The sequence below is a fragment of the Myxococcus xanthus genome (assembly GCF_006402735.1).
GTDB lineage: Bacteria > Myxococcota > Myxococcia > Myxococcales > Myxococcaceae > Myxococcus > Myxococcus xanthus_A.
Window position 1 is genome coordinate 7,219,787 of the sequence record NZ_CP017174.1, and the last position, 23,604, is coordinate 7,243,390.

The 23,604-nt window shown below is 65.0% G+C and carries 21 protein-coding genes; 1 reads left to right on the forward strand and 20 read right to left on the reverse strand.

All coding sequences use genetic code 11. The features are described from left to right. Positions 1-134: 134 nt before the first annotated feature. The 20 genes from BHS09_RS29630 to BHS09_RS29725 form a co-directional block, all read right to left on the reverse strand. On the reverse strand, positions 135-497 hold the full coding sequence (locus BHS09_RS29630) for a roadblock/LC7 domain-containing protein (protein ID WP_140794779.1): 363 nt from the start codon (positions 495-497) through the stop codon (positions 135-137). A gap of 60 nt (positions 498-557) precedes the next feature. Beyond that, on the reverse strand, positions 558-1,220 hold the full coding sequence (locus tag BHS09_RS29635) for a hypothetical protein (RefSeq protein ID WP_237077555.1): 663 nt from the start codon (positions 1,218-1,220) through the stop codon (positions 558-560). A 38-nt stretch (positions 1,221-1,258) separates the two neighbouring features. Continuing rightward, the gene (gene pilQ / locus BHS09_RS29640; RefSeq protein WP_140799696.1) at positions 1,259-3,964 is read right to left on the reverse strand and encodes a type IV pilus secretin PilQ; all 2,706 of its coding nucleotides are present in this window, start codon (positions 3,962-3,964) and stop codon (positions 1,259-1,261) included. 57 nt (positions 3,965-4,021) lie between these two features. Continuing rightward, complete coding sequence (locus tag BHS09_RS29645; RefSeq protein ID WP_174259355.1) at positions 4,022-4,585, reverse strand: pilus assembly protein PilP; 564 nt, start codon at positions 4,583-4,585, stop codon at positions 4,022-4,024. Between the two features lie 43 nt (positions 4,586-4,628). Beyond that, a complete protein-coding gene (locus BHS09_RS29650) occupies positions 4,629-5,252 on the reverse strand; it encodes a type IV pilus inner membrane component PilO (protein WP_140794783.1) in 624 nt (207 codons plus the stop codon). Positions 5,253-5,266: 14 nt separating this feature from the next. Further along, positions 5,267-5,944, reverse strand: coding sequence for a PilN domain-containing protein (locus tag BHS09_RS29655; protein ID WP_140794784.1), 678 nt, complete (start codon positions 5,942-5,944; stop codon positions 5,267-5,269). Positions 5,945-5,971: 27 nt separating this feature from the next. Then, positions 5,972-7,054 carry a type IV pilus assembly protein PilM gene (gene pilM / locus BHS09_RS29660; RefSeq protein ID WP_174259356.1) on the reverse strand — a complete coding sequence of 361 codons (1,083 nt, stop codon included), beginning with the start codon at positions 7,052-7,054 and terminating at the stop codon, positions 5,972-5,974. 215 nt (positions 7,055-7,269) lie between these two features. Continuing rightward, positions 7,270-8,694: a sigma-54-dependent transcriptional regulator gene (locus tag BHS09_RS29665; RefSeq protein WP_140794786.1), complete on the reverse strand. Its 1,425-nt coding sequence runs from the start codon at positions 8,692-8,694 to the stop codon at positions 7,270-7,272. 73 nt (positions 8,695-8,767) lie between these two features. Then, positions 8,768-9,889, reverse strand: a complete 1,122-nt coding sequence (locus BHS09_RS29670) for a sensor histidine kinase (protein ID WP_140794787.1) — start codon at positions 9,887-9,889, stop codon at positions 8,768-8,770. A 16-nt stretch (positions 9,890-9,905) separates the two neighbouring features. After that, entirely contained in the window at positions 9,906-10,913 is a 1,008-nt protein-coding gene (locus BHS09_RS29675) for a prepilin peptidase (RefSeq protein ID WP_140794788.1), read from the reverse strand. Between the two features lie 23 nt (positions 10,914-10,936). Continuing rightward, on the reverse strand, positions 10,937-11,704 hold the full coding sequence (locus BHS09_RS29680; protein WP_140794789.1) for an ABC transporter permease: 768 nt from the start codon (positions 11,702-11,704) through the stop codon (positions 10,937-10,939). Continuing rightward, positions 11,704-12,684, reverse strand: coding sequence for an ABC transporter ATP-binding protein (locus BHS09_RS29685; protein ID WP_140799697.1), 981 nt, complete (start codon positions 12,682-12,684; stop codon positions 11,704-11,706). The genes BHS09_RS29680 and BHS09_RS29685 overlap by 1 nt, the downstream gene beginning before the upstream one ends. Further along, positions 12,681-13,547, reverse strand: coding sequence for an ABC transporter (locus tag BHS09_RS29690; protein ID WP_237079900.1), 867 nt, complete (start codon positions 13,545-13,547; stop codon positions 12,681-12,683). Before BHS09_RS29690 ends, BHS09_RS29685 begins: the two co-directional genes overlap by 4 nt. Before the next feature lie 148 nt (positions 13,548-13,695). Further along, positions 13,696-14,358: a type IV pilin protein PilA gene (gene pilA, locus BHS09_RS29695; protein ID WP_011555734.1), complete on the reverse strand. Its 663-nt coding sequence runs from the start codon at positions 14,356-14,358 to the stop codon at positions 13,696-13,698. Between the two features lie 186 nt (positions 14,359-14,544). After that, positions 14,545-15,981, reverse strand: a complete 1,437-nt coding sequence (locus BHS09_RS29700; RefSeq protein ID WP_140799699.1) for a sigma-54-dependent transcriptional regulator — start codon at positions 15,979-15,981, stop codon at positions 14,545-14,547. Continuing rightward, positions 15,978-17,510 (reverse strand): two-component system sensor histidine kinase NtrB, encoded by a 1,533-nt coding sequence (locus BHS09_RS29705; protein ID WP_140800791.1) that lies wholly within the window; start codon positions 17,508-17,510, stop codon positions 15,978-15,980. The genes BHS09_RS29700 and BHS09_RS29705 overlap by 4 nt, the downstream gene beginning before the upstream one ends. Positions 17,511-17,571: 61 nt before the next feature. Beyond that, the gene (gene pilC / locus BHS09_RS29710) at positions 17,572-18,825 is read right to left on the reverse strand and encodes a type IV pilus assembly protein PilC (RefSeq protein ID WP_140794793.1); all 1,254 of its coding nucleotides are present in this window, start codon (positions 18,823-18,825) and stop codon (positions 17,572-17,574) included. A gap of 57 nt (positions 18,826-18,882) precedes the next feature. Next, positions 18,883-20,001 (reverse strand): type IV pilus twitching motility protein PilT, encoded by a 1,119-nt coding sequence (locus BHS09_RS29715; protein ID WP_140794794.1) that lies wholly within the window; start codon positions 19,999-20,001, stop codon positions 18,883-18,885. A 43-nt stretch (positions 20,002-20,044) separates the two neighbouring features. After that, positions 20,045-21,745: a type IV-A pilus assembly ATPase PilB gene (gene pilB / locus BHS09_RS29720; RefSeq protein WP_011555739.1), complete on the reverse strand. Its 1,701-nt coding sequence runs from the start codon at positions 21,743-21,745 to the stop codon at positions 20,045-20,047. 204 nt (positions 21,746-21,949) lie between these two features. After that, positions 21,950-22,876: a bifunctional riboflavin kinase/FAD synthetase gene (locus BHS09_RS29725; protein ID WP_140794795.1), complete on the reverse strand. Its 927-nt coding sequence runs from the start codon at positions 22,874-22,876 to the stop codon at positions 21,950-21,952. 75 nt (positions 22,877-22,951) lie between these two features. On the opposite strand from BHS09_RS29725, the gene trmB reads away from it, so the two are divergent. Continuing rightward, a complete protein-coding gene (gene trmB, locus BHS09_RS29730) occupies positions 22,952-23,572 on the forward strand; it encodes a tRNA (guanine(46)-N(7))-methyltransferase TrmB (protein WP_140794796.1) in 621 nt (206 codons plus the stop codon). Positions 23,573-23,604 lie beyond the last annotated feature (32 nt).

Consider the following 23,604-nt stretch of genomic DNA (forward strand, 5'->3'; position numbering starts at 1 on the left):
GGGGACCGACTCCTTACAGACTCGCAGCAGCGAAAGCTTGAAAAGTCCGGGGTGTCTAGCCCATGCGCCCCTTCCATGGAAGGGGAAAGCAGCGGCGGAAGCGTCGCCTGGATGACTGCTGGCCGGGCATCCGACTAGAGCTCGGCGCGCACCTTGGGTGCGGTGACGCGCAGCACGTAGCGGCCCTTGCCGAAGTTGCCATCCGCGTGAAGGGCGAGCACCAGGAAGTAGTCCGGTGACACCAGCCGCATCACGGTCAGCACCTTCTCACTGTTGACGCTGACCTCACTCACGGTGCCCGTCTTGAGGGTCTCCGCGGCGTTGCGCAGCTGAGTGAGGAGGTTGGCGTACTCCACCCAGGCGCCGTTGAGGTCCAGCTCGGCGCTCTCGTCCTTCTGGAACGTGTCGACGGAGATGCCATCGAAGCCCATCACGCTGCACGCGAGGGCTCCATCGACCTGGTTGACCACCGACTCGAGGTGCGTGCGGAAGGACATGGGCAGAGGCTCTTAGAAAGACGGCCGGGGCCCAGTCAAGGGCCCCGGCGGGCATTGGGACTACGTTTCCTCGGGCTCGGAACACTCGGGAGGGAAGCCATCCTGCCCACCCGGAAGCCCACAGGGCCCGGTGGCCTCGAGCTGCGTTCCCACCGGGCAAGTGAAGCCCGAATCGTAGAAAGTGACGGGGTACGTGGCCTCGTTCGACTCGGTCGACTTGCCGTTGATGGTCTTGCCGATCAGCTTCAGTCGAACGACGACGCTTACGGGCGCAGTACCCCCACCGCCGTAATAGGCGGCGAGGTCAGCGCTCGCATTGGCCCCCAGCAGATCCAGGACCGCGCTGCTGCTCTGCGTCGCGTTCGCAGGCAGGTTGAAGTAGTACGGGTAGACGTCACTCCTGAGCGTCGGCCCCGTGCCTTGCGTTTCGTAGTTCAGCTCGACGTTGGTGACGTAGATGGAAGACTCGTCGCCACCGCCTGTAACGGGGGCATCACCGACGACGACCTCCTGAGAGGAGAGACTGTTCCGTACCTGGAACGCAGCCAGGTAACGGCCCGACGTCGCGAGGTCCAGTGACCCGCCAGGACTGGCGAGCCCCGACTGATTGACCGCACAGGCAGCATCCGGAATGAACGCGTTGAACAACTGGATGTCCGGAGGACTGTCAACACATCCAGTCATGGCCAGCGCCAACGGCACCGCGAGATAGAAGTTCTTCATGAGCGAACGCTCTCCTGCAAGAGGACGCAAAGGAAACCCTACAGGGTCTGCGCGATGGTCTGCCGGTTGAGAATGCGGGGCGTGATGAAGATGAGCAGTTCCTGCCGGGTGTCGGTCTCCGAGTTGTTCTTGAAGAGCAGGCCCAGCACCGGAATCCGCGACAGGAACGGCACCGAATTGACCTGCGTTGCGCCGCGGCGAACGTAGATGCCACCGATGACCGTCGTGTCGCCATCCTTCACGAGCACCTGGGTGTTGGCTTCCTTGCGCTGAATGGAAGGCTGACCGTTGGCACCCGTGCTGGACGGGTCAGGCTGGTTGTTGGACGCATTGATGGACATCAGAACGCTGCCATCCTGGGTGATGTGCGGCGTCACCTCCAACGACAGACGCGCTTCCACGAAGGTGGTGTTCACACCCTGCGCCGACGTCTGGCTGAAGGGAATGGACACACCCTGGCTGATGCGGGCCGTGTTGTTGTCCAGCGTCGTCACCTTCGGCGCGGAGATGGTCTTCACCGAGCCCTCGTTCTCTGCCGCAGACAGACGCAGGTTGAGCTGAAGCGCCCCGCCCGCCGAACCGAACGTGAATCCCATGGCGCCGCCCACACCCTGTCCAGTACCAGTGGGCAGATTGACCGCAAAGTTCGGATTATCAGGGAGACCTGCGCCGGTCCCCGTAACGCCACCCGTCACGGCCAGGTTGTTCGGGAAGATGAGACCAGTTGAGTTTCCAGTCGCCTGCCCCGCGCGAGCCTGACCACCCCACTGAACGCCCAGCGACCGGCTAAAGCTGGTGTTGGCTTCTACGATGCGGCTCTCGATGAGCACTTGCGGCGTCTGCGTATCCAGGCTGCGCACCAGCGAGCGGGCGCGCTCCGTGTTGGAACGCACGTCCTTGACGATGAGGACGTTGGTGCGCTGATCCACCGTCACCGAACCTCGCTCACTCAGCACGTCCTTCACCCTCGCCGCCATATCGGCAGCCACGGCGTAGTTGACCGGGATGAGGTTGACCATCAGGTCCTCCTGCCGCTGGAGCGACGCCTTGCGCTCTTGACGCAGCCGGGCCTCCTCCTCGAGCGTCTTCAGGGGAGCGATTCGGATGATGTTGCCGAACTCCTCCTTGCCCAGCGCCTTGGTACGGAGGACGAGATCCAGCGCCTGATCCCAGGGGACATTGCGCAGGCGGATGGTCACCTTGCCACTGACATCATCCGCCACCACGATGTTCTTCTTGGAGATCTCCGCGATGACGCGGAGGAGATTCTGGATGTCGATGTCCTTGAACTCGAAGGATACGCGCTTCCCACGGTAGCGGGCCTGCTGGGGCGCGCCCTCTGCGGCGTAGGCAGGCGCCTCGGTGGTGAAGCCAGCGGTACGCTGAGCCACGGCCACCTCCTCCGTCTTCACGCCCTTCACATCCAGACGCCACGACAGCGTTCCCGCGCTCTGGGATACCTTTTCTTCAATGGCACCATCGGCGGCCACCACAAGACGCACCTTGCCGCCCTCTCCCGGAACACTGAAGGCGCTGATCATCTTCACCGGCGTATCCAACGCACTGGTGTCGAGGCTGCGCTCGAACTTCTTCGGAAGGCGCGCGTTTTCCAGCGTCAGCACCGCGCTGCGAGGATCCGGCCGGTCCACCTTCCACGCGGAGGTGCCCGACAGCTTCATCACAATGCGGCCCCCCGCGCTGCTCTCCTCGAAGCGCACGTCCTTCACCTCGACCACGGGGGAGGCTTCGGACTTCACGGGCGCCTGACGCAGCGGCTCGACTTCTGCCACGGAGGCTACGACTGCCTGGGTCTCAACGGCCGGCGCAGCCTTCCGCGCAACCGCACGTCCAAGCACCACCTCGAGGCCACGGTTCGCGCGGTCCACTCGGTAGGCAGGCATCGTTCCGCGCACGTCCAGCACCAGGCGAACCTTGTCTGCATGCGCGCCCACACGTACATCGCGCAGCGCCCCCGACTTCACGCGAGGAGCACGCGTCGCGAGGCCGACACCAAACAGGTCGACCGCGAGCCGAGGCGGGTCGGCAAGCTCCAGTACCTCGTAGCGGGCGATGTCACCATCCGCACGAATGCTGAGCGTATCGTCCGCGAACGACATGGCAGTGATGTGCTGGGCCGGATTCGACACCTCCCGCTCATCAGCCTCGGCAGCCACCACGTTTTCCGGGAGCGCGGCCTTGGAGACAGGCGCTGATTCAGCCTGCACCACTTTGGCGGGAGCTGCGGCAGCGACCGAGTGTGGCTTCACCTCCACCGACGCGGTCACCCCTTCCGTCCTGGCCGGAGGCTCGGCGCGCTTCGCTTCAACGGACTGCGCGGCACCATCCACGGAGATGACGACCCGGTTTCCGTCCGCGCGCACGTCATACTGAGACGCCTTGTCCAGCGCCAGCAGCACCCGGCCAACGCTCGCGCGCTGATCAGAGAACTGTGACGCCACGACACCGGAAACCGGTCCAGAGCCCTCGTGGTGTCCCTTGATGCCGGTTGCATCCGCCGACGACAGGTCCACGACAAGGCGCTCCGGCCCGCTCAGCCGGAACACGGTAAAGGTCGGTGGCCGGGTGCCGGTCACCACCACCTGGGCACCCGAGCCCGTGCGGGACACATCAAGTCCCCGCAGCGTATTCAGCTCGGCACCATGCACCCTGGCGCCCACAAGAACGACCGCCCATGCGGCCGCCAACATCCACTTGCCCCTCGTCACAGCGCTCTCCTCGAGCATGCGTCCCCTCAACAAGTTGGAAGCGGGCCACCGCCCGCGGGAGCGCCTTGGAGGGCGCTACTCTCCGTAGTTCCTGCCCGTCATCATGTTGTAGGCGGGGTCCTGCTTCGCATCAGGCTTCAACTGCAGCGTCACCGGATTCTTGATGATCTCTCCGTTGCCGGAGAACACCTCTGTCACCGTCACCGAGTCACGAAGAATCTGAGTGACCTTGCCGCCCTGACGTCCCATGCGAGTGTTGCGACGCACGATGTGCCCACGTCCGGCCGGGTCTTCGACCATCGCGACGGGGCTTGCATCCCCTGTCACCACAGCAACGAGCTTCAGCTGATCCAAGTCGAACGAGCAGAGGGGCTCGTTGCAGGCGGTCACGGGATTGGCGTTCACCGGCCCCAGTTCGTCGATCGGACTCCGGAAAGGGTCGCGCTTGCCCACCGGATTGTACACATAGCTGTAGGAGGGAGCCGCCTGCGCACCAGTCTCGGTGGGGGCCGCCTTCACAGGGACTGCCACCGCAGCCTTGGGCTTTGCAGGCGGGGGCGCAGGAGCCGGCGGCTCCTCGCACGCAGCAAGCACCAGTGCGAGCATCGCGGTGGTCATGGTGGCCTTGAACGTCTTCATCCTCGCTCCCCTTGTCGCCCTACTTCTTGAGCGGATCAAGTTTCTATTTCTTCGAGTTCGAGTTCGAGTTGCCCGCGGTCGACGAAGCGGCCTTCTGCTCGACGAACCGGAACGTCGTGGCCTGGAACTCGCTCTGCAAGACGACCTTCTCGTTCTTGAGTTTGGCCGAGTCGAACTTGATGTTGTTGACGTTGACGATGCGGCGCATGTTGGCCATCTCCTGAAGGAAGAGCGCAATCTCGTGGTAGTTGCCGCTCACCGTCATCTTGATGGGGATGCGTGCGAAGAAATCCCCTCCCCCGACAGACTCCTTGCCAGGGGTCACGCTGGAGAGTTCCAGACCGCTCTTCTTCCCGATGTCGTTGATCTGTGCGAGCAGCTCCTCGATGTCACGCTGCTCCGGAAGTTCCGTGAGCGCCTCCGAGAGCTTCTGCTCCAGCACGTCCATCTCGCGCCGACGCTCATTCAGGTTCTGAGCAATCTCGCTCTTGTCCGCCAGTTCCAGGTCCAGCTTGCGGCGCTCGGCCACGGCCCAACCGATTTCTTCCTCCGTGGGCTGGATGACCATGAAGAAGTTGGCGACGGTGAGGGCACCGACGACGAACGCCAGGCCCCCGAACTTGATGGCTGGCGGCGCCTTGACGAATTGATCCAGGTACTTGTCCATGACGGGCAGCCTTGTCAGATGGCGTAGTTGGAAGTCAGCGTGATCTTGAACTCGACCAGGATCGGGACCCCGACCTGCGCACCGCCAACCTGCTTGGCAGTCTGCAGGTCGATGTTCTTGAAGAACGGGGACACCTGCGCCTCCGGGAACTCTTCGATCGTGGCATCCGAGGTGAGCATCTCTACTCGTGCCGTCTTGCTGTCCCGGCGCCGGTCCACCAGGCGCCCCATGCCCTTGGGCGTCCACACAACGCCGTTGAGCCCGCGCATGAACTCGGCGACTTCGTCATGACTGACGGCCGAGCCATCAATGGAGACGGCGTTGTTGTTCTCCGAGAACGTCTTCACCCACACCTTCTTGGGTGTCGCAGACGCGAGGGCGTCCATCATGCGAACAGGCCCGCTACGGCCCTTGCGCAGCGCATCCAAGACGGCCAGCTTCTTCTCCACTTCGGCCTTCCGGGTGTTGATGTTCTTGACCTCGCCGATGATCTTCTCCAACTCGGCAATCCTCGCCTTGGTGGAAGCGACGCCCGCTTGGTGCGTCTCAAGCTCGCTCTGTCGGTCGTCGTACCAGAGGTAGTTGGCAACGCCAGCGCCAATCAGGACCACCGCGAAGAGGACCAGCACCTGCCGGCCCATCTCACGCTTCTTCACCGCCCGGACGGGCAGCAGGTTGATGCGAATCATCATGTGCGTCGTCTCCAGAGGGTGGTCCGGTCAGGCCAGCTTGTCGCCCGGGCGCCGCAGCGCCAGTCCCACGGCCACCGCCGCCATGGGCGCCACGTCCATGATGAACGCGGGGTCGAACTTCCGGTTGTCCACTTCGATCTTGCGGAAGGGGTTGAGGATCTCCACCGGTACGCCCGTGCGCGCTTCGATGGTCTTGAACAGCGCGGGAATCTTCGCCGTGCCGCCCGACAGGTAGACCTTGCTGAAGTTCGAGTCGGCCGCGGTACCCGCGTAGAAGTCCAGCGAGCGCTGGATTTCGCCCGCGACCTGTTCGGCGACGCTGGAGAGCACCCGCTCCACGTCCTGTGGCACCACCGCGTCCGCGTCAGCGCCGTTGCCACCGATCTTCAGCGCCTCGGCCTCCTCGTAGGAGACGTTCAGCTGCTTCTGGATCTCCTCGGTGAACTGGTTGCCACCGATGGTGACGTCGCGCGTGAACACCGTCGCGCCGTTGGAGATGATGTTGATGTTCACCACCGAAGCGCCCGCGTTGATGAGCACCACCGTCTCACGCTCCGGCACGTCATAGTTGACGGAGAACATGTTCTGGACGGCGAAGGCATCCACGTCCACCACCACCGGGGCCAGGCCCGCCTCGGAGACCACCGTGGTGTAGTCGTTGATCATGTCCTTCTTGGCCGCGACCAGCAGCACGTCCATCTGTCCCGTGGCGTCGTTGCCGCCGCCATCGAGGATCTGCGTGTCGATGTTTACGTCCTTCACATCGAACGGGATGTACTGCTCCGCCTCCCACTGGATGCTCTCCTCGAGCTCGTCCTGGGACATGCGAGGCATCTGAATCTTCTTGATGATGACCGAGTGGCCGGACACGCCGATGGCCACGTCCTTGCCCTTCACCTTCAGCTCGGACATCAGGTCCTGCACGGCCTGGACGATGGCCGTGGAGTTCATCAGCGCGCCGTCGACGATGGCCTCCGGAGGCAGCGGCTTCATCCCGAAGCTCTGCAGCGCGTAGATGACCTCACCGCGCTTGCGCTGCTCCTTGAGGAGAATCATCTTGATGGACGTCGATCCGATATCCAGGCCGAGTACCAGTTTGCCCTTCGCCATGCGTGACTCCGTCGAGAGGCAGCCAGCGTAGCACTGGCCGTCAACCCCTCCTAAAAAGTGCCTGGAGCCCGCCTGCCCTCCGGACGGACGGGAGCCTCGCACCACCCCAACTGCGCCGGGCCCCTCAACACCGTCGCGGAGGCCCGATTTTCCGGCCTCCGGCGCGTTCCGTCAAATGCCAGTCGGCAGTCCGGTTCCTGGACCAGCCCCGCACATCACCCGCGCTCCGCCTCGGCGTCCGGATCGATGCCGTACTCCTTGATTTTGTAGAGGAGCGCCCGGTGGCTGATGTCCAGCAACTCTGCGGCCCGGGTGCGGTTGCCCTTCGTCTTTCGCAGGGCGGCTCGGATGTAGGACTCTTCCAGCTCCCGGATGGCTCGCTTGAGCGACAGGTCACCACCATCCTGTAGCACCGGCTCCCCTTGTTGCTTCTCGCCATGAGGGCCAGGTGGGGACGCGGCCCACAGCCTTTCGGGCAGGTTCGCAGGAAGGATGTGCGGCTCGTCCGCCAACAACACGGCACGCTCCATGGCGTTTTCCAACTCACGGACGTTTCCAGGCCATGCGTAGGACTTCAGGAGCGCCTCAGCCTCTGCGGTGAGCCCGGCGACGGGAGGCTCTCGGTTCAGCTCGCGGTTGAACCGAGCGATGAAGGCTCGCGCCAGCAGTGGCACGTCCTCACGGCGCTCCCGCAGGGGAGGGACGCGGAGGTTCACCACGTTGAGGCGGTAGTACAGGTCCTCACGAAAATCCCCCTTCGCGACCAGGCGAGACAGGTCGCGCAAGGTGGCTGCCACCACGCGCACGTTGACCTTCTCGACGCGATTCTCCCCTACCGGCCGGATTTCTCCCTCCTGGAGGACACGCAGCAGCTTCACCTGGGCGGACAAGGGAAGCTCCCCCACCTCATCCAGGAAGAGGGTGCCCCCATCGGCCTCCGCGAAGAGGCCTCTCTTGGCGGTGCGTGCGTCCGTGAAGGCGCCCTTCGCGTGGCCAAACAGCTCACTCTCGATGAGGCCGGAGGGAATGGCACCACAGTTGACCGCGACGAAAGACATGGGCGCGCGGGGACTGCGAACATGAAGCTCCCGCGCGATGAGCTCCTTCCCGGTGCCGCTCTCGCCACTGATGAGCACGGTGGTGTCCACCGGCGCGAGCCGCGCGACCTGGCGCAGCAACGCATGCAGCGCCGGGCTCTCTCCGAGGATGTGCCCCCCGGGCGTTGAAGGCAGGCTGGCCTGCTTCAGCCGCCGGTTCTCGCGAACCAGCCGCTCCCGCTCCTCCGCCTTTCGGAGGACGAAGACGATTTCGTCCGGTTTGAATGGCTTCTGGACGTAGTCGAACGCTCCCGCGGCGACGGCTTGGAGCGCCTGTTCCTGCGAGCCGTAGGCGCTCATCACTACTGCCGTCAGCGCGGGGTGCGAAGCCAGGGCCTCACGCAGGACGACGAGGCCATCCTTCTTCGGCATGCGCACGTCGCACAACAGCACGTCGTAGTCACGCGCGGCGAGTTCCTTCAGCGCGTCTTCGCCATCGGCCACCGCGCGCACTTCGTAACCGTGGCCGGTGAGCACCAACGTGAGGATGTGCCGGATGGAGGGCTCATCATCGGCAACGAGAATGGTGCGGAACAGGGGCATGGCCGTCTCCACGCATCATCGCCTACCCGCGACAGGGCCGATAGCTCCTGTCCCGAAGACGCAAGCATTTTCCTCAGGGTACGGGCAAGCACACGGTGAAGCGGGCTCCACCACTGGGGATGTTCTCTGCCTCGAGCCTACCGCCCATGACCTGCGCCAGGCGCTGCGACACCGCCAGTCCCAATCCCGTCCCCTCACGTCCTTTGGTCGTGAAGAAGGGCTCGAACAGGCGCGGCATGACGTCCTCGGGGATGCCCGTCCCGTCATCCTCCACGAGCAAACGAACTTCACCCGCCGCCTGTCGCGTGGCAACCCGCACACGTCCCTGCCCCCCCATGGCCTGGGCGGCGTTGAGCAGCAAGTTGATGACAATCTGCGAAAGCGGGCCTGCGTCCGTGCGTGCAAGCGCCCCAGGCTCCAAGTCGAGCATCACCGTCACGCCTGACAGCTCAGGGGAGGCACGAACCAGGCGCACACACGTCTCTACCACCGGGCCAACCTCTACCGGCCCTGGCGACGTGGCCCCGGGGCGTCCCAGGTCAAGCAAGCCCCGGATGATGCGGTCGATGCGCTGCACTTCGTGGTCGATACGCTCCAGGAAGTCCTTCAGCTCCGGCGTGTCCGCCTTGACACGCGCAAGTGCCACGTAGCCCAGGATTCCCGCCAGCGGGTTGCCTACTTCGTGGGCGACGCCCGCGGCCAGCCGTCCGACTGTGGCCATGCGCTCCGAAGCAACCAACTCCGTCTGCGTGCGAGCCAGTTGGGCATGCGACGCGCGCAAAGACGCCATCTGCGCACGAGTGAGCGCCTGTTCCTCGCGGAGCGCCTCCGCCATCCGCTGCAAGGCGCGCTGGATGCGAGACACCAGCGTTCCTCCCTGGGTCGGAACCAGGTGAGCCTCCCAGTCCAACCGACCGAACTGCTCGACCACCGCCTCGGTGCGGCGCAGCGGGCGTCCCACCATCAGGTCCAACACCACGTAGGTGAGGACCGTCAACGCGACCAGGTCGAGCCCCAACACCCAGGGTAGGAGGCCTTGCACACGAGCCAGCGTCGCTTCTTCCGCGCTTCCTTCGGGGACCCAGCGGCGGAGCGCGTCCAACAGCCGGAGGAGTACCGGTTGTACGGACAACCAGGTGAGCCCCGACGACAAAGCCCCCAGTAGGAACGCGACGCTGGCAATCCGCCACTTCATCGCATCCCCGCACGACTCATGGCAGGCCGCCCAGCATCATGGCGATATCCGCAGGCAACACCCGGGAAAGCCACGGCCCCAGCAACAGGAGCTCCAGCCCTGCGAGCGCCAGCCAAGGTCCAAAGGGAATGCTGGTGCGCTCCGGGACCCATTCTTCTTCCTCACCCTCTTCGTCCAAGGGCGCATCAGGGATGGGCTGGACCAGCAGGCACACGGGAACCAACAGCAACCGCTTCCAAAGTGGGAGGCCCGGCTGAGTGAATTCCCAGGTCATCGTGAGCGGGGGCGCATCCTCCACAGGCTCCTCTGGGGTGTTCTCCGTGCGGGGTCCGGCACGCCCCGTTACCAGCAGCATCAGGATGCCCACCACGGCGCCCTGCATGGACGCGAAGAGCAGGACCCCTAGCAGCGCGCGCCAGGACAGGAAGGCTCCGAGCATGGCAACGAGGTACTTGTCCCCCGCGCCCAGGGCCTCTCGCTGGAACACCTTCCATCCGACGTACTCCATCGCCCGAAAGGACAGGAAGCCCACCACCGCGCCAATCAGCGAATCACGAAAGGCGTCCATCCCCAAGGGGAGCGCCAGGGCAATCCCCGCCAGCATTCCCGACACCGTCATGGACAGCGGCAGAATCCAATGGTCCAGGTCAATGAAGGCGAGCGGCACCAGCAAGGATACGAGCACCAGCGCCGGCACCAATTCGTACGTCCAGCCAAAACGGCGCAGGCACGCGAAGAACAGGAGCCCCGTCAGGAGTTCCACCAACGGGTAGCGCACGGAGATGGGCGCGCCGCAGCCCCGACAGCGCGCCCGAAGCGCCAGCCAGGACAGCAGCGGGATGTTTTCGTACCACGCCAGGACGTGCCCGCACCGAGGGCATCGCGAGCGTGGCCGCACGATGCTCTGGTCCAGCGGCACCCGCGCGATGACGACGTTGAGAAAGCTGCCCACGCACAAGCCGAGCACGAACAGGAACACGGCGAACAGGGGCCCGAAGTATCCCGGCAGGGAAGAATGCGTCACAGGGGACGCATCCTACCCGAGCTTCAGCGGAAGTCGCGCCGCTCGAACACAATCGCAGCCAGCACGCAGAAAAGTGCTCCCCACCCTAGTGCGTAGAGCGTGGCCGAGCCCAGCTCCACCGCCGTCACCTCGATGCCATAGGTCGCGCGCGGCCGGAAGTTCAGTCGCTCCAGGTTGGGCAGGGCGTAGTAGGTGGCCTTGCTAACCCATTGGATGAGCTCCACCTTCGACGCGGCCCCCAGGTTGTAGATGTCCGAGCAGAGGTGACCCGCGAAGTACAACCCCGTTGTCACCAGCGCGGAGACAAGCTGGCTGGCGAAAGTGGACATCAGGAACCCGGCGCTGGTGAGGACGAACAACTCCAGGTAGAGCCCTCCGAGCGCGGCCAGCTGCGGCTGGGTGATGGGTGAGCGGTGAAGGACGAGCTGCACCCAGAACAGCAACGTCATCGCGACCAGCAACACGCCCAGAGTCAACATGTTGCCCGCGAGCCGGGCCAGCAAGAACCGGGTTCGCGACAGCGGCTTGGACACCATCAAGAAGATGGTTCTCCGCTCGATTTCGCGGCTGATGAGCCCGGACGACAGGTAGATGGAGAGGAAGACGAGCAGCAGGCTCATCACCCCAAGGCCGAAGTCCGTCACCACCCTGTCGAAGGTGCTGACCGTGACCTCCGTGACGAGCGTCGTGGCCAGGAGGAGTAGCAAGGCGAACGCGGCGACCAGCACCGTCACCCGGTTGCGACGCGCCTCGCGGAACCCATTCCACGCCATGGCAGCGAAGGCCCCCATTACTGAATCTCCCCGCCCACGGTCTGCCCACCTGCCTGCTTCATCGCGTCCAGGAAGAGGTCCTCCAAGGAGAAGCGCGCGGGCTGAACCCGGCTGACACGCCCGCCCTTGTTGATGACGGTCTGCAGCAGCCCATGCGAATCAGCGTCCGGGACCCGCAACAGCACGCGACTGTCCAATTGCTGCGCGTGCTCATACCTGAATCCCAGCGACTGGAGCACCTCCAGCGGCAGCCCGTGCACCACCATCTCCACCGAGGGAGCCTTCGCGGACACCAATTCCTGAACGCTGCCCTCCTGGACCCTCCGCCCCCCCACCAGCACCACCACTCGGTCACAAAGCGATTCGACATCCGAGATGATGTGCGTACAGAAGAGGATGGTCGTCCCCTTCGCGCGCTCGGCCAGGATCAAGTCCCGCATCTGCCGGCGCCCCAGCGGATCCAAACCGGAGGTGGGCTCATCCAGCACCAGCAAGCGAGGCCCACTGATGAGCGCCTGAGCCAGCGCCGTACGTTGCACCATGCCTTTGGAGTAACGGCGAATCTGCAAATCGGACGCTCGCCCCATCCCGACATCGCCGAGCACCCGCTCCACGCGCTGGTCCAACTCATGACCGCTCAGGCCGAAGATGCGCCCAGCCAACGTCACGAACTCACGCCCGGTGAGGTACTCATAAAGCGAAGGGTTCTCCGGCAGAAAGCCCACTTGCCGCCGAACATGCGGCCGATCTGGTGGCTCTCCGAAGAGCAAGGCCTGCCCCTGCGAGGCCCGCACCAACCCCATGAGAATCTTGATGGTCGTGGACTTGCCCGCCCCGTTCGGCCCCAGCAGTCCGTAGACCTGGCCTGGGGCAATCTCAAGGTCCAGTCCCTGGAGCGCCTTGACCTGCTTGTTGAGGAAGAAGCCCACCTTGTACGTCTTGGACAACCCCCGGATGGAAACTGGCAGGTTCGGATCCGACGCGCCCGCGACTGTCATGGCATCTCCTCCGGAAGGTCGAACTGAATGCCACCCGCCGCGATGTCTTCCCGCAGCTCATCCTTCTTCTTCTGGTCGAACATCTCCAACCTGTAGATTCCCGAGGTGGAACGCGCGCGGCCCTGCCTGTCGATGAAGAACTGTCCCTCCAGCGGATCTACGGGCATGGCCCTCAAGTAGCCCGCGCGCACCAGGACAGGGACCGCCTTGGGGCGTTCTCCCCGGTCACGCTGGTAGGCCGCAACAGCCTCGTCGATCTGCGTCAGAAAGCGCTCTCGAAGCAGTTCCTTGATGCGGTGTTCGTACAAGGCTCGTGACTCGTCGTCCTCCGCACCGTCACGCAGCATCTGCGCCAGCTGAAGCCCCATATCGATGTTGCCAGCCTGCGCATAGAGGCGCGTGGCGAGTTGCAGCAGATAGGGGGGCGTCTCAGGGTACTTCGACAACTTCATGAGCTGGTCGGCAGCGGCCTTGTAGTCCCTGTCATACGTCATCTTGTTGTAGGCCAGTTGGAACAGGAACCGGCGGTCGTCCGGGAACTCAACCAGCCCCTTGCTCAGCAGCCGGGATGACAGGTCCGTGTTCGCCCATTCGTCCCTCCCCAGGTTGACGGGGGTGGTGATGGCGCCCCACTCGTAGACGTACCTGAACTTGGGATCGAGGTCCGTCGCCAGATCCGCGAAGAAGAACACGTCCCGGTATTCCGTGTCCGTGTTCGCGCGACCGACCTGCTGGATGGACTGGAGCCAGTAGAAGTCGGCCAACAGCGGCTTCTGCGCCGCCCCCACGATTTCGAGGAACTCTCGCCGGGGGAGGATGGGCCCATCCTTCGTCCGCAATGGCTTGGCCGGCTTCTCTGCCATCACTGCGATGGCGCATACAGCCAGACACAGCACGACGCTCCGCATGAGTTCCCTGGGGTTGTAGAATTGAGAAAGGCCGCCCTCCTGGGGGAGAGCGGCCCGAAGAACAGTGGACCCTCCACTGCTCATTCCACTGAAGGAATGCGAGTTACTGGGCCGCGCCGTCGCAGGCAACGTCGTTGCGCGTGTTGTAGGGGGTGCCGGAGGCAACGTTACCCGCCTCGGAGCACGGACCCACCTGGCCAGAGCCCTCGAAACCGGCGATCACCCAGTCATCGAAGGTCGCCTCGTTGTCCGCGTTGCCACGCGCACCAGCGAAGAAGTTGCAGTTGGGGCAATCTGCGATGGTCGGCTGCACACCGAGGGTCGTGTTCCACCCGGCAGCGCCCTGGGGCACGAAGCGGGCGACAACCGGGGTCGGATCGTCGATGGCGCTGTTGGCACCGAAGCGGAACGAGTCGTTGGAGATGCACGGAACGCCGGCAGCAGGCACCGGAAGGTCAGCCGCATTGCGCACCTCGCAATCGCCGGCCGCAGCGGACACACGGTAACCGTAACGGTTGCCGCGCTCCGGCGCGAAGCCGATTTCGTTAGCGAAGTCGGAGTAACGGTCCTTCTCGGAGAAGAACGACTTCTGCGCGGTGTACAGCGCCTTGAGGTTCGTCTTCGCCTCGGACTGCTTCGAGCGGGCCTGGAACTTGATGAAGTTCGGGATGGCGATGGCGGCCAGGATGCCGATGATGGCGACCACGATCATGAGCTCGATGAGCGTGAAGCCACGGTTGCGGGGGTTGAATCGCGAGACGCGCATGGGGGTCCTCAGAGAAGGTTGCAACGGGGGGCACTGCGCCCGCGGATGGGAGTAGCACTACGCATGCCAACCCAGGTGCGCACGCCAAGCCCCCCAATTCTCAAGGCTTGGAGAAATCCACTCCGCGAGGATGGGTCCAGGGCTGACAAAATTCGGCAGTGACGCTGACGATAACTGTCGATCAGCCTACGCATCCGAAGCGCTCCCGGGCTCCAAGTCATCCGTCAGCCCATGCTTGGCCAACCGGTAGCGGAATGAACGGAACGAAAGGCCCAGCAGCTCCGCGGCACGGGTCTTCACGCCCCCGGCCTGCTTCATCGCCGCGACGAGATAGCGCCGCTCGCTGTCGTCGAGATGCCGCTCCAGGTTGAAGCCCGCCCCCAGCCCTGGCTCGCTGCCCTCCACGGGACGCACGGCGGGGTCTGTATCGCCCCGCACTGCGGGTGGAAGCGTGGAGGGCCCCAGGAGGTCTGAATCCGACAGGGTCGCAGCCCGCTCCACCATGTTCTGCAGCTGCCGCACGTTGCCTGGGAAGGGATAGCGCTCCAATAGCCCCAGTGTCTCGGGGGAGAAACGCAGACCGGGTCGCCCCAACTCCTCCGACATCCTGGACAGGAAGTAGTTCGCCAGCAACGACACGTCGCCGGAACGCTCGCGCAGCGGAGGCAGCTCCAACGTGATGACGTTGAGCCGGTAGAAGAGGTCCTCACGAAACCGTCCGGCCTTTACTTCGGCTTCGAGCCGCCGGTTCGTTGCCGCGATGACACGCGCCTGAAAGGGAATCTCCGCTGCGCTGCCGACCGGCTTCACCTTCCGCTCCTGGAGCACACGAAGCAGCTTCACCTGCGTCGCGAGCGGCATCTCCCCGACCTCGTCCAACATGACGGTGCCGTCGCCTGCCGCCACCAGGAGGCCAGAACGGTCGGTGGTCGCGCCAGTGAATGCCCCCTTCACATGCCCGAAGAGCTCGCTCTCCAGCGTCCCCTCGTTCAACGCCGCGCAGTTGAAGGGCAGGAAGGGACGCGCAGCTCGACTGCCGCGCATATGGATGGCCCGCGCCACCAGTTCCTTCCCCGTCCCGCTCTCCCCCGTCACCAGCACCGTGCTGCGACCGGAAGCGACCTTCTCCACCAAGGCCCAGACCGCCTGCATACGCTCGCTCTGTCCCACCGCGCCATCCAGGCCAGGAAACAGCCGCGCCCTGAGCCCACTGTTCTCCTGACGGAGCGTCCGCTTCTCCAGCGCCTTCTGCACCAGGAGCCGCAACTCCTCGTTGTCGAAGGGCTTGCAGATGTAGTCGTACGCGCCCTCCCGCATCGCCTCGACCGCTGCCGCGGGCGTGCCATAGGCGGTGATGAGCACCACCTCGGGAGACGCCGGCCGGGCCCGAGCCGCCCGCAGGACGTCGAGGCCACTGCCGGTGCCCAGCTTCAAGTCGGAGATGACCAGGTCCACCCCATCCAGGACCAGCACATCACATGCGGCCTTCACACCGGCCACACTCGTCACCGCGTACCCTTCCCGCTGCAGCAGCAGTTCGAGGTACTCACGCATGGACAGCTCGTCATCGACCACGAGGATGTGGCCGCGCGACCCCAGGTCCCCTCCCTGTGCGGATGTCACAGCGGCAACCCCACCACGAACTCGGTGCCCTCATCTCGGTTCGAGCGCACCCTGATGGAGCCGCCGTGGGCCCGGATGATGGAGTGCGCGGTGGACAACCCCAGCCCCGTGCCGCCATCGCGTGTGGTGAAGAACGGCTCGAACAAGTGCCCCATCATCTCCTCCGTGATGCTCCCCCCCGAGTCCCAGATGCGGATTCTCGCCTCATTCTCGCTCCGAGTCAGCGCGACCTTCACCTCACCGCGCGGGCCTGCGGCCAGGAACCCGTTGCGCACGAGGTTGATGAGCACCTGCCGCAGCTGATCCGGGTCAACCGAGACCGGGAGGGGCTCGGGCGCGGTGACTTCGACCCGCACGTCACGTGCCAGTGGATCCACCCGGAGCATGTCCATGGTTTCCGTCACGAGCGAGGCAAGCGGAACCCTCCGCAAGCTGGGCACCGGGGGACGAGCAAAGCGCAGGAAATCCTCGACGAGCCGTGCCAGACGATCCGACTCGCGCATCAAGATGTTGGTGAGCTTCTGGGCCACGTCATCCCGTGCATCCTGCGCCAGCAACTGCGCCGAGCCGCGCATGGACGCCAGCGGGTTGCGCAGTTCGTGCGCCAGCTGCGCAGAGAGTGCGCCCAGGCTGGCGAGCCGATCGGCCCTCTTCAGGTCATCCTCCATCCGGCGGAGCTGGGTGAGGTCCTGGAAGACCATGAGCAAGGCCCCGGGCTCACCCTCCAGTGGCGTTACCGACAGCCCCAGGATGCGCCGTTTCGCGCCCTTTCCCACCACCAATTCACTGCGAGGAGATCGAGGCGCCAGGACCGAAACGCCAGGAAGAAGCGCTTCGACTTCGACGCCAGCGACCTGCGTGGGGTCGACCTGGAGGATTCCGCAACCGGCGGGATTGACATACGTCACGCGGCGCCGCGCATCACACGTCGCCAGCCCCGAGGGCATGGAGGAGAGAATCTGCTGTTGAAGCCGCCCCAACCGCTGGAGGTCCGCCTCGCGAGCAGACAGGGCACCACCTGTCGCGGAGAGCTGACGTGAGAGATAACCCGACAGCACAGCGATGAGGCCCAGGGCCAGGGAGTTGCTGCCCAGGACGAAGAGCACCCGCGTGGGCGGAATCAGCCCACCAGACTCGCCGTCCAGGAGTCGTGAGCCCATGACCAAGGCCCCGAAACACAGGGCAGACGCAGCAGCAGCCCAGAGCGCGCCTCGGCGGTCCAGGACGACCGACGCGCCGATGACGGCCAGGCTATAGAGAAACGTCAGGGGCGAGTCAGAGCCACCGCTGAGGTACACGAGGCCGGTGGCGATGACGACGTCGCCCACGACCTGCACCCAGGCGTCCCCGAGCCCCCCCTGCCCCTTGCGCAGCCGCAGCCCCACCACCACCGTCGACACGTACGCGATGATGATGACCGCGAGCGACAGGGTGTCCGCGTGATTCAGCTCCTGGGAAGGCTGAAGGAGAAGCCGCGCCAGGGTGATGACGAGCGAGAGGCTCGCGGCAACCGTGCGGAACAACACCAACCACACGAGCCGTGAACGAAAAGCGCCCCTCTCCAAAGGGCGCGATCCCGCCACGACAGACCTACTGGATGGCGCCGGCAAGCGAGAAGATCGGCAGGTACATGCCGATGAGGAAGCCACCGACCACGCCGCCGAGGAACACCATCAGCACCGGCTCAATCATCGCCGTGAGGCTGTTGATGGCCGCGTCCACTTCGTCATCGTAAAAGTCGGCGATCTTGTTGAGCATGGTGTCCATGGCGCCCGTCGCCTCACCCACGCCGATCATCTGCACCACCATCGACGGGAACACCTTCGTCTCGGCCAGGGGGCCCGCGATGTTCTTGCCCTCGGCGATCTTCCCGCGAACGTAGATGATGGCGTCTTCCACCGTGCGGTTACCGGCCGTCTTCGCGGTGACGTCCAGCGCGTCCAGGATGGGCACGCCCGAGGAGATCATGGTGCCCAGCGTGCGGGTGAACCGGGCCACGGCCACCTTGCGAAGCACGGGTCCGAAAACGGGCATGAAGAGGAACACCTTGTCCCAGAACTTCCGGCCCCGCGGTTGGCGGTAGCTCCACGAGAACGCCATCACCAACGCGGTGATGGAGCCCGCCACATGGAAGAAGTACTCCTGCGCCATGTGCGAGAAGTTCACGATCATCTGCGTCGGCCCCGGCAGCTCCGAGCCGAAGTCCGCGAACATCTTCTCGAAGACCGGCGTCACCTTCAGCAGAAGCACCGCCGTCACGCCGATGGCAACCAGGATGACGATGATCGGGTAGGTCATCGCGCTCTTGACCTTGGACTTGAGCTTCTCGTTCTTCTCCCGGTACGCCGCGAGCCGGTTGAGAATGGCGTCGAGGATACCGCCCACCTCACCTGCCGCGCAGAGCTGGACGTAGAGTTCGTCGAAGACCTTGGGGTGCTCCTTCAGCGCGTCCGCGAAGGTGCTGCCCTGCTCCACCTTGCCCTTGATGGCGAACAGCACCTTCTTGAAGGAAGGGTTGTCCATCTGGCTCGCAAGGATGTCGAGGCACTGCACCAGCGGGAGGCCGGCGTCGATCATCGTGGCGAACTGACGGGTGAAGATGAGGATGTCCTTGCCTTCGACACCGCCAAAGCCGGGGATCGTGATGTCCCCGTCCAGCATGCTCTTCTTGCGCACCTTGACGGGGTTCAGCCCGAGGGACTTGAGGCGCGCGTTGACGGCCTCGACGTCCATCGCCTCCATCTCACCCTTTTTCGACTCCCCGCTCTTGGTCTTCGCCTCCCAGAGGAACTGGGCGGTGGCCTTCTTGGGAGTTGATGCCGACTTCACTGCTGGGGCTGCCATGAGCTGGACCTCCGCGGGTGCCGCGCCACTCTAACCGCTGATCTCTAAATCCCGGAACTAACGACCACCCGCTCCCCCGCCTGGTCGCTGCATCCCGGGCAGGGCCCCGCCGCCGCCCGTGGCCAGGATGTTGCGCAGCTCCTCCGCGTCGCTAGAGCGCCCGAAGGCCTCGTCCTGGGTGATGAGCCGCCGCAGCAGCAGCGCCGCCAGAGCCTGGTTGAAGGTCTGCATGCCGAACTTCGCCTGGCCGACCTGCATGGACGAGTAGATCTGGTGGACCTTGTCCTCGCGGATGAGGTTCCGGATTGCGGGGTTGGGCACCATCACCTCCAGCGCCAGGATGCGGCCAGGGCCGCCCGCCTTCGCGACCAGCGCCTGGCTCATCACGCCTTCCAGCACGAAGGACATCTGCGCGCGGACCTGCGGCTGCTGGTACGGCGGGAACACGTCCAGCACGCGGTTGATGGTCTGCACCGCGCTATTGGTGTGTAGCGTCGCGTAGCAGATGTGACCCGTCTCGGCGATGGTGAGCGCCGCCTCAATCGTCTCCAGGTCGCGAAGCTCACCGACGAGCACGATGTCCGGGTCCTGGCGGAGGATGTACTTGAGGGCCGTCTTGAAGTTCCGCGTGTCCGCTCCCACCTCGCGCTGATTCACGAGGCAGTTCTTGTGCGGGTGCAGGTACTCGATGGGGTCCTCGATGGTCATGATGTGCTCATGACGCTCGGTGTTGATCTTGTCGATCATCGAGGCCAGCGTGGTGGACTTGCCTGAACCCGTGGGGCCCGTCACCAGGATGAGCCCGCGCGGCTTCTTCACCAGCTCCGCCACCACCGGCGGTAGCCCCAGCTCCTGGAACGTCAGAATCTTGAAGGGAATGGTCCGGAACGCCGCGGCGACCGCGCCACGCTGCATGAAGATGTTGGCGCGGAAGCGCGACAGGCCCTTCACACCGAAGGACAAGTCCAGCTCGTTCTCCTCCTCGAACTTGTGCTTCTGGGCGTCCGTGAGGATGGAGTAGCAGAGCTGCTTCGTCTCCACCGGGGTCAGCGGCGCCGTCTTCAAGGGAACGAGCTCGCCGTCGACGCGAAGCTGCGGCGGAGAGCCGGTGGTGACGTGGAGGTCGGAAGCGCCCTTCTCGACCATCGCCTTGAGGAGCTGGTGCAGGTTGGCCACGGGGGGATGTCCTTCGGGGGGAGTGCGGTGGGAGGGAGGTTGACTAGAAGCGGTCCGGGGCGGTGTTTCCCACCACCTCTTCCAACGTGGTGGCGCCGTCCATCATCTTGCGAAGACCGCTCATGCGCAGGCTGCTCATGCCCAGGCGGATGGCCTCCTGCTTCAGCTCCGCGGCGGAGGCGCCGTTGATGACCAGTTCCTTGAGGCCGTCCCAAAAGGGCATGACCTCGTAGATGGCCACGCGGCCCCGGTAACCACGGTCGTTGCAGTCGCGGCAGCCGACCTTCTCGTACATCGTGAAGGTGCCAATCTTGTCCGGCGGAACACCGGCGTCGATGAGCGCCTGCTCGTCCACGTTCTCCGCCGGCTTCTTGCACGCCGGGCACAGACGGCGCGCCAGACGCTGGGCGAGGATGAGGTTGAGCGACGCCGTCACGAGGAACGGCTCGATGCCCATGTTGAGCAAACGGCTCACCGTACCCGGGGCATCGTTGGTGTGCAGCGTGGAGAGCACCAGGTGGCCCGTGAGCGCCGCCTTCACGCCGATTTCCGCCGTCTCGAAGTCACGGATCTCACCAATCATGATGATGTCCGGGTCCTGGCGAAGGAAGGAGCGCAGCGCCGCGGCGAAGTTCAGGCCGATGTCGTCATGCATCTGCACCTGGTTGATGCCGGCGAAGTTGAACTCGACCGGGTCCTCCGCGGTGCAGATGTTGGTGTCCAGGCCGTTGAGGCTGGAGAGCGCCGAGTACAGCGTCGTCGTCTTGCCCGAGCCCGTGGGGCCCGTCACCAGCACCATGCCGTAGGGACGGTCGATGGCCTCCTTGAACCAGGCCAGCGGCTGCGCGTCGAAGCCCAGCTTCGTCATGTCGAGCTGGAGGTTGCTCTTGTCGAGCAGACGCATCACGACCTTCTCGCCGAAGAGCGTGGGACACACGCTCACGCGGAAGTCCATCTCCTTGCCGCCGCCCATCTTGATCTTGATGCGGCCGTCCTGCGGAAGGCGCCGCTCGGAGATGTCCAGCGAGGCCATGATCTTCAGACGCGACGTAATCGCATTGCGCAGCTTCATCGGCGGGCGCATCACCTCGTACATCACGCCGTCGATGCGGAAGCGGACCCGGAAGTCCTTCTCGTACGGCTCGACGTGGATGTCGGACGCGCGCTTCTTGATGGCGTCCATGAGGATGAGGTTCACCAGCTTGACCACGGGCGCGTCATCCGCGGCCTTGGCCATCTCATCGATGTTCTCCGTCTCCTCCTTGGTGACCTCGATGTCGTCACCGACGTCGCCGACGATGTCCTCCAGCGACGGGCCCTTCTCCGCGTAGTAACGCTCGATGGCCTCGCGGATGGAGACCTCGGAGGCGACCACCGTCTCGATGTTGTAGCCGGTGAGGAACTTCAGGTCGTCCACGGCGAAGATGTTGGACGGGTCGCACATGGCCACGATGAGCGACGGGCCCGCGCGGTTGACGGGCACCACCAGGTGCTTCTCCGCCACTTCCTTCGGCACCAGCTTGATGATGTCCGGCTCGACGTCGAAGTCCTTCAGGTTGATGGCCGGCACGCCGTACTGCTTGGAGAGGAAGTCGGTCAGCTTCGACTCCTCGATGGCGCCCGTCTTGACGAGCGCGGTGCCGATGCGCGTGCCGTTCTTCTGCTGCTCTTCCTGGGCCTTGCGCAGCTGCTGCACGGAGATGAGGTTCTCGCGAACCAGCAGTTCACCGAGTCGACCGGACATTCGTTGATGCCTCTTCCTTGAAGAAGAAAGAAGCGGGCGGGGGCCCGCCTCCGAGCTCAAAGACGCTGGAGCGGTGCCCGGGTGATCCACACCCCATGGCACGGTTCCTGATTGCGAATTAGAGGGGAGCGGCGCGCGCGCGTCAAGGCGCCCTCGCCTGCTCCCCTGCTGTCACAAACCGTTGAACGGACACGGGAAAATTGCTCAGCTCTCCTCGCGCGCAATCACGGCGCGCGCGGCCTCCACGTCACGCTTGATCTGCCCCGTCAGCTCCACCACCGAACCGAACCGCTGCTCGGGGCGCAGGCGGTCGAGGAACTGCACGCGCAGCTCCTTGCCGTACAGGTCGCCGGTGAAGTCGAGCAGGTGCGCTTCGATCGTCACCTCCGTGCCGCCAAAGGTGGGCTTCACACCGATGTTCGCTGCACCGCCATGCCAGGTGCCTTTTGACTCGCCCGGCAGCTGGACGCGGATGGCATAGACGCCCGGTGCGGGGCGCAGCTCGTTCTGCGTGTCCACGTTCGCGGTGGGGAACCCGATGCCCCGCCCCCGCCCTGCGCCCGTCACCACCGTGCCGTCCAGGTCGAAGGGACGGCCCAGCAGTCGCCGCGCCGCGGACACGCGCCCCTCCAGGATGTACTCGCGCACACGTGATGACGACGCCACCACGCCATCCACCGTGACGGGCGGAACCACGTGCACCGTCGCCCCGCGCCGGGCTGCCGCCTCGCGCAGCGTCTCCACGGTGCCGCGCCGGGCAGCGCCGTAGGTGAAGTCGCTGCCCACCACGACGTGCGCGACGCCGAGCACGTCGAAGAGCGCGGCCTCGAAGTCCGCGGGCGGCGTGCGCGCGTATTCGCGCGAGAAGGGCTGCACCACCGCCGCGTCCAGTCCGCACTCCTCGAACAGCTCCAGCTTGCGCGGCAGCAGCGTGATGAGCTTCGGCGCCAGCTCCGGCTGGAGCACCTTGCCCGGGTGGGGATTGAAGGTGAAGGCAGCGGCCCGCCCGTGACGACGCGCCTCCGCGAAGAGGGCCTGATGGCCCACGTGCACACCGTCGAAGTTGCCCAGCGCGAGTGCCTGTCCGGCCAGCGCCCGGCCCGCGTCCGCCACCGCAGGGAAGACCTTCATGGGCTCCCGTATACTCCAGGCCTCGCGTTTTTCCCTGGCCAAACCCGTCGCCGCCGTGGTTGGTGGCGCCCGCCCATGTCCCGTCCTCGCCTGCTCCCCGAGCCCGTCGGCCTCAAGTTCGTCACCCAGGAGACCCCGCCGGACTGGGACGCCGAATTCGGCTTCAGCGGACCGCTCGAGCTGGAAATCGGCTCCGGCGCGGGCGGCCACGCCCTGGAGTACTGCCGCCGTCACCCCGAGGTGCGCTTCGTCGCCTTCGAGTGGCGCAAGAAATACGCGCGCGACACCCAGGACCGCGCGGACAAGGCGGGCCTGCGCAACCTGCGCGTCGTCGAATCCGACGCCCGCTTCATCGTGCCCCGCATCTTCGCACCCGGCTCGCTCGCCGCCATCCACCTCCAGTTCCCCGACCCCTGGTGGAAGCGCTCCCACGCCAAGCGCGCCGTGATTCAGCCCGCGTTCGCCGAGCTGCTGTACGGCAAGCTCGCACCGGGCGGCCTCTTCGACATGCGCACCGACGTCCAGGACCGCGGCGTGACGATGCTCGCCATCCTGGAATCCGCCGGTTTCAAGAACCCCCTGGGTTCAGGTGTTTTCCATCCCTATGACCCAGAGGAAGTGCCCTCCACGAGGGAGCGCCGCTACCTGGCCAGCGGTGAGCCCGTGTATCGGGCGCGGCTATTGAAGCCTGCCTGACGTCGGCGCCCCGGGCGCGCGCCGAGCCCCTT

What these genes read in the sequence shown, in the direction of transcription:
- BHS09_RS29630 (WP_140794779.1), bottom strand. Translation starts at nt 497, where the DNA reads ATGTCCTTCCGCACGCACCTCGAGTCGGTGGTCAACCAGGTCGATGGA.
- BHS09_RS29635 (WP_237077555.1), bottom strand. Translation starts at nt 1,220, where the DNA reads ATGAAGAACTTCTATCTCGCGGTGCCGTTGGCGCTGGCCATGACTGGA.
- pilQ (WP_140799696.1), bottom strand. Translation starts at nt 3,964, where the DNA reads ATGCTCGAGGAGAGCGCTGTGACGAGGGGCAAGTGGATGTTGGCGGCC.
- BHS09_RS29645 (WP_174259355.1), bottom strand. Translation starts at nt 4,585, where the DNA reads ATGAAGACGTTCAAGGCCACCATGACCACCGCGATGCTCGCACTGGTG.
- BHS09_RS29650 (WP_140794783.1), bottom strand. Translation starts at nt 5,252, where the DNA reads ATGGACAAGTACCTGGATCAATTCGTCAAGGCGCCGCCAGCCATCAAG.
- BHS09_RS29655 (WP_140794784.1), bottom strand. Translation starts at nt 5,944, where the DNA reads ATGATGATTCGCATCAACCTGCTGCCCGTCCGGGCGGTGAAGAAGCGT.
- pilM (WP_174259356.1), bottom strand. Translation starts at nt 7,054, where the DNA reads ATGGCGAAGGGCAAACTGGTACTCGGCCTGGATATCGGATCGACGTCC.
- BHS09_RS29665 (WP_140794786.1), bottom strand. Translation starts at nt 8,694, where the DNA reads ATGCCCCTGTTCCGCACCATTCTCGTTGCCGATGATGAGCCCTCCATC.
- BHS09_RS29670 (WP_140794787.1), bottom strand. Translation starts at nt 9,889, where the DNA reads ATGAAGTGGCGGATTGCCAGCGTCGCGTTCCTACTGGGGGCTTTGTCG.
- BHS09_RS29680 (WP_140794789.1), bottom strand. Translation starts at nt 11,704, where the DNA reads ATGGGGGCCTTCGCTGCCATGGCGTGGAATGGGTTCCGCGAGGCGCGT.
- BHS09_RS29685 (WP_140799697.1), bottom strand. Translation starts at nt 12,684, where the DNA reads ATGACAGTCGCGGGCGCGTCGGATCCGAACCTGCCAGTTTCCATCCGG.
- BHS09_RS29690 (WP_237079900.1), bottom strand. Translation starts at nt 13,547, where the DNA reads ATGGCAGAGAAGCCGGCCAAGCCATTGCGGACGAAGGATGGGCCCATC.
- pilA (WP_011555734.1), bottom strand. Translation starts at nt 14,358, where the DNA reads ATGCGCGTCTCGCGATTCAACCCCCGCAACCGTGGCTTCACGCTCATC.
- pilC (WP_140794793.1), bottom strand. Translation starts at nt 18,825, where the DNA reads ATGGCAGCCCCAGCAGTGAAGTCGGCATCAACTCCCAAGAAGGCCACC.
- pilB (WP_011555739.1), bottom strand. Translation starts at nt 21,745, where the DNA reads ATGTCCGGTCGACTCGGTGAACTGCTGGTTCGCGAGAACCTCATCTCC.
- BHS09_RS29725 (WP_140794795.1), bottom strand. Translation starts at nt 22,876, where the DNA reads ATGAAGGTCTTCCCTGCGGTGGCGGACGCGGGCCGGGCGCTGGCCGGA.
- trmB (WP_140794796.1), top strand. Translation starts at nt 22,952, where the DNA reads ATGTCCCGTCCTCGCCTGCTCCCCGAGCCCGTCGGCCTCAAGTTCGTC.